Source organism: Mesobacillus campisalis (assembly GCF_000986785.1).
Taxonomy (GTDB): Bacteria; Bacillota; Bacilli; order Bacillales; family Cytobacillaceae; genus Mesobacillus_B; species Mesobacillus_B campisalis.
In genome coordinates, this window is sequence record NZ_LAYY01000031.1 from 42,353 (window position 1) to 52,167 (window position 9,815).

Annotated in this window: 6 protein-coding genes; 5 read left to right on the top strand and 1 reads right to left on the bottom strand. The window is 44.7% G+C overall.

What is annotated here, in order from left to right:
• Positions 1–53: 53 nt before the first annotated feature.
• Positions 54–1,802 carry an alpha-glycosidase gene (locus WQ57_RS19425; protein ID WP_046525432.1) on the bottom strand — a complete coding sequence of 583 codons (1,749 nt, stop codon included), beginning with the start codon at positions 1,800–1,802 and terminating at the stop codon, positions 54–56.
• A 332-nt stretch (positions 1,803–2,134) separates the two neighbouring features.
• Here WQ57_RS19425 and WQ57_RS19430 point away from each other — a divergent pair, with 332 nt between their 5' ends.
• The 5 genes from WQ57_RS19430 (at position 2,135) to WQ57_RS19450 (ending at position 8,446) form a co-directional block, all read left to right on the top strand.
• Positions 2,135–3,409 carry an extracellular solute-binding protein gene (locus WQ57_RS19430; RefSeq protein ID WP_046525433.1) on the top strand — a complete coding sequence of 425 codons (1,275 nt, stop codon included), beginning with the start codon at positions 2,135–2,137 and terminating at the stop codon, positions 3,407–3,409.
• A 204-nt stretch (positions 3,410–3,613) separates the two neighbouring features.
• Complete coding sequence (locus WQ57_RS19435; RefSeq protein ID WP_046525434.1) at positions 3,614–4,897, top strand: carbohydrate ABC transporter permease; 1,284 nt, start codon at positions 3,614–3,616, stop codon at positions 4,895–4,897.
• A gap of 1 nt (position 4,898) precedes the next feature.
• Entirely contained in the window at positions 4,899–5,741 is an 843-nt protein-coding gene (locus WQ57_RS19440; RefSeq protein ID WP_046525435.1) for a sugar ABC transporter permease, read from the top strand.
• Between the two features lie 65 nt (positions 5,742–5,806).
• Positions 5,807–7,333, top strand: a complete 1,527-nt coding sequence (locus WQ57_RS19445; protein ID WP_046525436.1) for an alpha-amylase family glycosyl hydrolase — start codon at positions 5,807–5,809, stop codon at positions 7,331–7,333.
• 72 nt (positions 7,334–7,405) lie between these two features.
• Positions 7,406–8,446 carry a LacI family DNA-binding transcriptional regulator gene (locus tag WQ57_RS19450; protein ID WP_046525437.1) on the top strand — a complete coding sequence of 347 codons (1,041 nt, stop codon included), beginning with the start codon at positions 7,406–7,408 and terminating at the stop codon, positions 8,444–8,446.
• Positions 8,447–9,815: the final 1,369 nt, after the last annotated feature.

Below are 9,815 nucleotides of genomic sequence, written 5' to 3' on the forward strand. Positions count from 1 at the left end.
TGATCTATAAATAAGCCAGTGTGTCCGGGGAGACACACTGGCTTATTCGCAATTTAAAACTCCAACAGGGTAAACCCTCTTCCGTCCAGTTTTTCTGTGCTTGCCTCGTATTGTTCATTAGTCCATAGATTTTTTGTTTTTCTGCCTTTGAATTCGGCAGGCAAATCAAACTGCGCAGGCTCTGGGCTATGATTAAGGATGACAAGAACCGTTTTATTGCCGTCCGATTTAGTGTAGGCAAAACATGTTTCATGGTAGTCCGGAGGAATAAACTGAAGATCACCTGCATTCGCCAGCAAAGGATATTTTTTGCGGAGGCTGATCAGCCTTTGAACATGACCAAATAAGTCTTTATCCTGCCGGTCTTCGTCCCATCGCATACATTCCCGGCAGCCAGGGTCCATGACACCCTCCATACCGATTTCATCACCATAATAAAGACAAGGAGTACCATAGAAACTCAGGAGAATCGTGAATATCTGTTTTACCTTATCCTTATCTCCACCGCATTCTGTAAGGATTCTTGGTGTATCGTGGCTGCCAACCAGGTTGAAGGCAACTTCATTTACGTTGTGGGGATACATGTACATCACGTTTGTCATGTTCTCAATAAATTGTTTTGGAGTAATCGTTCCCTTGGCAAACAGGTTGAGGATATTCGTCATGAATGGATAGTTCATAACGGCATCAAACTGGTCTCCCCTCAGCCATGGCATCGAATCATGCCAAATTTCGCCGAGGATGTACAAGTCAGGCTTTATGGCTTTGACCTCTCTGCGAAACTCCCTCCAGAAAGAATGGTCCACCTCATTGGCCACATCCAGCCTCCAGCCATCGATATCGAATTCCCGTATCCAGTAGCGGCCGACTTCGAGCAAATAATCCCGCACCTCGGGGTTCTCCGTATTCAGCTTTGGCATTTTTGGCTCGAAGGCGAATGTGCTATAGTTTGGCAAAGGATTGGCACTCAGGGGATATTCCCGCAGATGGAACCAATCCCTAAAACGTGACTTCTCCCCATTCACCAGAACATCCTGGAACTGCTCAAAGTAAAAGCCGCTGTGATTAAAGACAGCATCAAGCATTACTTTTATTCCATGATCATGGCAGACTTCAACCAAACGTTTTAAGGTGTCCTTATCGCCGAACTGGGGATCGATTTCCATATAGTCAATCGTATCGTACTTATGATTTGAATGTGCTTTAAAAATAGGCGTGAAATAAATCCCGCTGATGCCAAGGTTCTTAAGATAATTGATATTCTTAATGACACCTTCCAGGTCACCGCCAAAGAAATTGGAAGGGGTCGGGGCTTTGCTTCCCCATGGGAGCGTGCCGGCAGGATCATTGTCAGTGTTTCCGTTGGCAAATCTTTCGGGGAATATTTGATACCATACAGTATCCTTCACCCACTCCGGTGCCTTAAAGACGTCAACTTTATTCAAATAGGGGAAGCAAAAATAATAAGCTGTATCATCTGTTGGCGGCTCAGCGTAAAACCCTTTTTCGGTAAAACAGATGGTTTCGGCACCATCCTTCAGGATGAAGCCATAACGCAGTCTTTTATGGGGAGGATTGACCACCACCGACCAATAATCAAAAAGCTGGTCAGAGCCGCTTTTTTGCATGGGGATGGAAGACGTGACCCATTGCCGGTCGACCCATTCATACTGGTCGCCGTATACTAGCGTAACTTCATTAACATCTTTTTTTTTCGTTCGAATCCTGATGTGCAGCTCTTCATCAGTGCAAGCGTATGCATAATTGTCCTTGGGACGATGGTAAATCGCTTCCTTAAGCATAAGTACACAATCCTTTCATCAAGTAAGATTTCCCGGTTTTTTCCTTGCAAGGGAGACATATTCTGTTAATAAAGTATATTACAATTAAGGTTAAATTAGGGAAATAACAGTTGTCAAACATAATATGGAGATTCACAAAAAATTAATAATAAGAGGGTAGAGCAAAAAAAATATAAAAAACTAGTTGTAAAACTTGTAAGAAACCTTATAATGAAAGTAGGTTGTGCAATCGTTTTCACAATGGTGCGCCGTTTCGGACAAACGTTTGCGCTGTGAGGGAGAACTAATTTGGACAACACAAAAAAGATCAAATATTTTTAGGAGGGGAACACATGAAAAAGGCGGTATCCATTTTCATGATGCTAATCCTAGTGATTGGCGCTCTTGCAGCTTGCGGCCCGAAAGAAGAAGAAACAAATACTCCGGCCACAGGCAACACGGAAGAAGAAGCAGCTAAACCCGAAAAACTGGTTGTCTGGGAAGATAAAGATAAATCAGGATGGCTTGAAAAAGTGGCGGCTGACTTTGAAGCAGAACATGGCATTAAAATTGAGTTCAAAGAGGTTGAAATGGCAACAAAGATGCGCGACCAGCTTCGCCTGGATGGTCCGGCAGGAACTGGCCCGGATATCGTGACCCTTCCGCATGACCAAATTGGCCAAGTCGCAGTCGAAGGCCTTATCGCGGAACTCAATGTCAGCGATGAAACAAAGGCCCTTTTCTCTGAGTCTTCCATTCTCGCTCAATCTTATGATGGTAAATTATACGGACTTCCAAAGTCGGCTGAAACACCGGTTTTCATCTACAACAAAGCTTTGATGACCGAAGTTCCTGCCACTATGGAAGAACTTTATGACTTCGCTAAAGAAAATACAAAAGATGGGAAGTACGGTTTCCTTGCTCTTTGGGATAACTTCTACTTTGCACACGCACCAATCGGCGGCAATGGCGGTTATGTTTTTGCCGAAAACGATGGTGCTCTAAACCCGCAGGATCTTGGCTTAAACAATGAAGGTGCCGTTAAAGGTACTGAATACATTCAAAAATGGTATTCAGAAGGGCTATTCCCAAATGGCATCATCGGTGAAAGTGGCGGTTCCGCAATGGATGGCCTGTTCAATGAAGGAAAGGTAGCTTCCGTCATGAATGGACCATGGGCCTTTGGAGCAATGGCTGATGCCGGTATCGATTACGGCGTAGCTCCATTTCCGAAATTTGCCGATGGAACACCAATGAAGACATTCATGGGTGTCAAAGGCTGGCATGTCTCTCAATTCTCCAAAAACCAGGAGTGGGCAACCAAGTTCCTGGAGTTCATAACAAATGATGAAAACGCGAAATACCGTTTCGAACAAACAAAAGAAGTACCTACCAACGTAGCATTGGTCGAAGATCCGGCAATCGCTGAAGATGAAGGGGCAAAAGCAGTTGCGCTTCAAACTCAGGATGCGGTTCCAATGCCAAACATTCCTGAAATGTCCGAGGTTTGGAAGCCAATGGCGGATGCTCTGCAAACCGTTGTAACAGGCAAGGCTGAACCAAAGGCAGCACTTGATTCCGCTGTAGAGCAAATCAAGCAAAACATCGAGGCCAACCACTCCAAATAAGGAGTGAAATTGAATAGCAGTACCTCCCAGGGGTACTGCTATCTCTTTTTTTGAGAATTTTTCTATCAGCGGACAAACGTTTGCGCTGTCGATGGGTTCAGATGTTTTAGCAGGCAGAAAATAACTTTATTAAGCTTGCGCTTTTCGTCTGCTAAAGCACCTGATGCTTTTAATAATAGAGAAAGAGAAAGGGGGAAATATAGGATGGCTGATGTGTCCTATCAAACCAACCACCGTAAAATTGCCGCAGCCCTTTCAATCATTCCGGGGCTGGGCCAGTTATACCACAAGCAATATTTAAAAGGGATTTCATTTTTAATTCTAGCAGCTTCCTTTTTCTACGTGTTCGCCGACCTTCTAAACATTGGTCTTTGGGGACTTTTCACCCTCGGGGAAAAAACTCCGCGTGACCATTCCATATTCCTGCTGGTTTATGGAATTCTGGCGGTTATTGTCGTCATCTTTGGAATCGCCTTTTATCTCTTTAACCTCCGTGATGCCTACCGCAATGGCGTGAAAAGGGATAAAGGTGAAGTGCTGACAAACCTGAAAGAACAGTACCATAATCTGGTTGATAACGGTTTTCCATATCTGATCATGTCTCCTGGATTCATGCTGCTGGTTTTTGTAGTTATATTCCCAATTATGTTCGTGGTGCTGCTGGCGTTTACCAACTACGACCTTTATCATTCTCCGCCAGCTAAACTTGTTGACTGGGTAGGAATTAAAAACTTCATTGATATCTTTAAAATTGATATTTGGCGCCAGACATTTTTCTCTGTATTTGCCTGGACGATTGTTTGGACATTCGCAGCTACCACATTCCAGGTTGCCTTGGGGATTTTTCTGGCCATTGTCGTGAATCAGAAAGACTTGAAAGGCAAAGCCATCATCCGTACGGTTTTCATTCTGCCATGGGCAGTACCGGCGTTCGTTTCCATTCTTGTTTTTGCCGGGATGTTCAATGAATCCTTCGGAACCATTAACAATGATATCCTGGCCTTCTTTGGCATAGGCCCAATCCCATGGATGACAGAAGCAGTTTATACGAAGATTGCGCTTATTTTAATTCAAACATGGCTTGGCTTCCCATTCATTTTTGCAATGACCACCGGAGTTCTCCAGTCAATTCCAAATGAGTTATACGAAGCGGCGACTGTGGACGGTGCTACCAATTTCCAAAAGTTCAGGAATATCACGCTCCCGCTGGTCCTGTTTGCCACTGCGCCAATCTTAATTACACAGTACACATTCAACTTTAACAATTTTAATATCATCTATCTTTTCAACGGCGGAGGACCTGCTGTCCCAGGATCAAACGCCGGCGGGACAGATATCCTGATTTCGTGGATTTACCGCCTGACAATGACATCCGCACAGTACTCCAAGGCTGCAGCTATCACCATGATGCTTTCAGCAATTGTAATTGCGGTAGCACTTTGGCAGTTTAAGAGAACGAAATCATTCCAGGAAGAGGATATGATGTGATATGAGCATAAAAAAAGAGAAATACATCAGACTGACCTTAAGTTACCTAGTTGTTTTGGCCATGGTTGCCATCATCCTTTATCCATTGGCATGGATTATTGGATCCTCATTCAACCCGGGGCAGAGCTTGTCTGGCTCCAGCATCATTCCTGAAAACGCAACCCTGGCCCATTACGAGAAGCTATTTGACCTTGAGCGCAGCAATTACCTTCATTGGTATTGGAATTCATTGAAGGTCAGCATTTTCACTATGCTCCTGACGGTGATTATGGTCAGCCTTACAGCCTATTCATTTTCCCGCTACCGCTTTGTCGGCCGGAAAAACGGCTTGGTCTTGTTCCTGATCCTGCAGATGATCCCAAACTTTGCCGCCCTAATTGCCATTTTTATTCTGGCGCAGCTCACTGGATTGCTTGATACGCATCTTGGATTGATTTTGATTTATGTTGGCGGTCAAATTCCAATGAATACCTGGCTGATGAAGGGCTATCTTGATACCATTCCGAAAGAGCTGGATGAATCAGCCAAAATCGATGGCGCAGGTCATATGCGGATCTTCCTGCAAATTGTAATGCCATTGGCAAAGCCAATGATCGCAGTAGTAGCGCTGTTCGCCTTTATTGCTCCATTCGGCGATTTTATTATTGCCAGCATTCTATTAAGAACCGAACAAAAATATACACTGGCCGTAGGGTTATATGATATGGTCGCCAAGCAATTTGGCGCCGAATTTACGACCTTTGCTGCAGGTGCGGTGCTGATTGCCGTCCCAATCGCCATCCTGTTCCTTTCCTTCCAAAAGTACTTTGTATCCGGTTTGACGGCTGGAGGTACAAAGGGATAATCTAATATAGATACAAACAAGCAAAGGCTTCCAGGCCTTTGCTTGAATTTTGAAGGAGGACGGGAATGAAAAAGGCATTGTTAGGCTTCACCCTCATTTTCATTCTGATTTCTTTCAGCCTTCCTGCGGGGGCTGTGGAAAAAGAGGAACGGAAGTGGCAGGATGAGACGATTTACTTCCTGATGATAGACCGGTTTAATAACGGAGATAATTCCAATGACTACAAAGTTGATGTAAAAGACCCAAAAGCCTATCATGGCGGAGACTTTGAAGGCATCACCAAGCAGCTGGACTATATTAAGGATATGGGGTTTACAGCGATTTGGCTGACACCCGTTTTCGATAATATCGATAAAGGCTACCACGGCTACTGGATCAATGACTTTTATGCGACAGAAGAGCATTTTGGAACAATGGAAGAGTTTAAGAGGCTGGTACAGGAGGCCCATAAGCGTGACATCAAGATCATCCTTGATTTTGTTGTGAACCATGTAGCGCCTGGCCACCCTTGGCTCGAGGGTCCGGATAAAAAAGACTGGTTCCACCAAGAAAAAGAGATAACCAACTGGAATAGCCAGGAAGACCTTGAAAACGGCTGGCTATACGGCCTACCCGATTTGGACCAGGACAATCCGGATGTGAGAAAATACCTTCTTGATGCAGCAAAGTGGTGGATTGAGGAGACGGATATAGATGGCTACCGGCTTGATACGGTCCGGCATGTGCCTGTTGATTTCTGGAATGACTTTTCCCGCGAGGTAAAAAGCGTGAAGGAAGATTTTTATCTGATCGGGGAAGTTTGGTCGAACGATCCCAATTATATTGCCCAATATGACAAGGCAGGAATTGACGGGTTTGTCGATTACCCGCTGAATGACCATTTGCGCACGGCGTTTTCCCAGCCTGACCAGACGCTGGATTGGCTGTTTTCTACAGCAAAGCGAAACGAAAGCATTTATGAAGATCCTTATTTAATGGGGACTTTTCTGGATAATCATGATACGGTCCGCTTTACGCGGGACATCATACAAAATAATCATCACCCAGGCCCGCGATGGAGGCTCGCACTCACTTACTTGTACACTTCCCCAGGCATCCCGATTGTTTACTATGGAAGCGAGATTGCCCTGGATGGCGGAGAGGATCCCGATAACCGGCGGCAAATGAATTTCCTGACAGATAAGGAATTGATCGATTATATCTCCAGGATAGGTGAAATCAGAGGGAAACTGCCATCATTGACAAGAGGCACGTTTGATGTGCTGCACGAAGAAGATGGCATGGCTGTTTATAAGCGTGAATACCAGGATGAAGTATCGGTAATTGCCATTAATAATAGTTCGCAAACCCAAAGTGTCACTATACCAACGGATCAGCTCGAAGACGGGAAAGAGTTGCAGGGACTGCTCTTGAATGATCTCGTCCGCAGTGAAGATGGACACTATACGGTCATTCTTGACAGGGAAGAGGCTGAAATATATCGGCTTTCAGATCGTACGGGACTGAACATGGGCTTTTTGGCGGCAATCCTCGCCGTAATTGGAGGCTTCCTGCTATTTTTGTTTGTGCTTTCAAGAAGGGGAAAGAAATAGCTTTCCTGGTTTTATTAAAATATTATTACGATATAATATAATTAAAATTCTGGCGTAAAGGGGGAGATAAAAATGGCAGTAACCATAAAAGATGTAGCCAAGGCAGCTAATGTCGCGCCATCGACCGTTTCTCGCGTGATTGCCAACAGCCCGAGAATCAGCGAGAAAACCAAGGAAAAAGTCAGGGAAGTCATGAAGCAGCTTGGATACCATCCTAACTTTATTGCCAGAAGCCTGGCAAGCCAGGCCACAAGAGCCATTGGACTAGTGCTGCCTAGCTCCACTGATATCGTTTCCCAAAACCCATTTTTCCCCATTGTCCTAGGCGGTTTAAGTGACGGTGCCCATTCAAAGCAGTATGCTCTGCATATGACTACAGGCAAAACCGAGGAGGAAATCTTTGAGGGAGTTGTCTCCATGGTCCAAGGGGGCAGGGTGGACGGAGTGATCCTGCTGTCATCACGGGTGGAAGACCCGCTTGTATCTTATTTGCTTGAACAGGACTTCCCGTTTGTGGTAATCGGAAAACCATTCAAGAATGTCGAGCAAATTACCCATGTGGACAACGATAATTTTAAGGCAGCAAAAGATGCCACCAACTATCTCCTTAGCCTCGGGCACGAACAAATCGGATTTATCGGCGGAAACTTGAACCTGGTGGTGACGGTTGAGCGGCTGCTGGGATATGAGAAGGCATTAAGAGATGCAGGATTGCCTCTGATCAATGAATATGTCATTCATGACGAGTTTTTGCGAGAGGGCGGCCGGGAAGCAGTCCAGGCTTTGCTTGCATTAAAAAAGCTCCCGACTGCGATGCTCGTTGCCGATGATTTGATGGCCCTGGGTGTCCTCAACGCCCTTGATGAACTGGGGATATCAGTGCCTGAAGATGTTTCGATTGTCAGCTTCAACAATGTGCTTGTTGCTGAAATGGCACGGCCGCCGCTGACCTCCGTCGATATCAATATATTTGACCTTGGCTACGAAGCGGCAAAAAGCCTAATCCAGAAGATTGAAAATCCGAAGGAACCAACCAAGAGGATCATTATTCCCTATGAGCTTGTAAAACGCTCATCCTGCGCAAAGCCGACCAAAAAGACATTGACTTTATGAGGCTTTAAAAAGGTAAAAGGCCCCCACGCACTTTTGGATGTGCGTGGGGGCCTTTTTGGGTATTTGGTAACGTGCAAATAGAAGTGTGGTTCCGGACAATAAAAGAGGCGAATTGGACAATAGAAGGGTGAATTCAGAAAATAGAAATGTGCGTTAAGGCAAATAGCAAGGGCAAATCGGCAAATAGGAGGCGGTAAAGTGCAAATAGAAATGTGATTCCGGACAATAGAGCAGGTAACCCGGACAATAGAATAGGGAAATCGGATAATAGAAAGTGCGTAGGCAAATAGAAAAGGAAAATCGGCAAATAGCAGGCGGGAAAGTGCAAATAGAAATGTGATTCCGGACAATAGAGCAGGTAACCCGGACAATAGAATAGGGAAATCGGATAATAGAAAGTGCGTAGGCAAATAGAAAAGGCAAATCGGCAAATTGAAAGCGGGAAAGTGCAAATAGAAGTGTGGTTCCGGACAATAGAACCGGCAAACCGGACAATAGCAAGTGCGTTGGCAAATAGAAAAGGAAAATCGGCAAATAAAAAGCGGTAAAGTGCAAATAGAAATGTGATTCCGGACAATAGAGCAGGTAACCCGGACAATAGAATAGGGAAATCGGATAATAGAAAGTGCGTAGGCAAATAGAAAAGGAAAATCGGCAAATAGCAGGCGGGAAAGTGCAAATAGAAATGTGATTCCGGACAATAGAGCAGGTAACCCGGACAATAGAATAGGGAAATCGGATAATAGAAAGTGCGTAGGCAAATAGAAAAGGCAAATCGGCAAATTGAAAGCGGGAAAGTGCAAATAGAAGTGTGGTTCCGGACAATAGAACCGGCAAACCGGACAATAGCAAGTGCGTTGGCAAATAGAAAAGGAAAATCGGCAAATAAAAAGCGGTAAAGTGCAAATAGAAATGTGATTCCGGACAATAGAGCAGGTAACCCGGACAATAGAATAGGGAAATCGGATAATAGAAAGTGCGTAGGCAAATAGAAAAGGAAAATCGGCAAATAGCAGGCGGGAAAGTGCAAATAGAAATGTGATTCCGGACAATAGAGCAGGTAACCCGGACAATAGAATAGGGAAATCGGATAATAGAAAGTGCGTAGGCAAATAGAAAAGGCAAATCGGCAAATTGAAAGCGGGAAAGTGCAAATAGAAGTGTGGTTCCGGACAATAGAACCGGCAAACCGGACAATAGCAAGTGCGTTGGCAAATAGAAAAGGAAAATCGGCAAATAAAAAGCGGTAAAGTGCAAATAGAAATGTGATTCCGGACAATAGAGCAGGTAACCCGGACAATAGAATAGGGAAATCGGATAATAGAAAGTGCGTAGGCAAATAGAAAAGGAAAATCGGCAAATAGCAGGC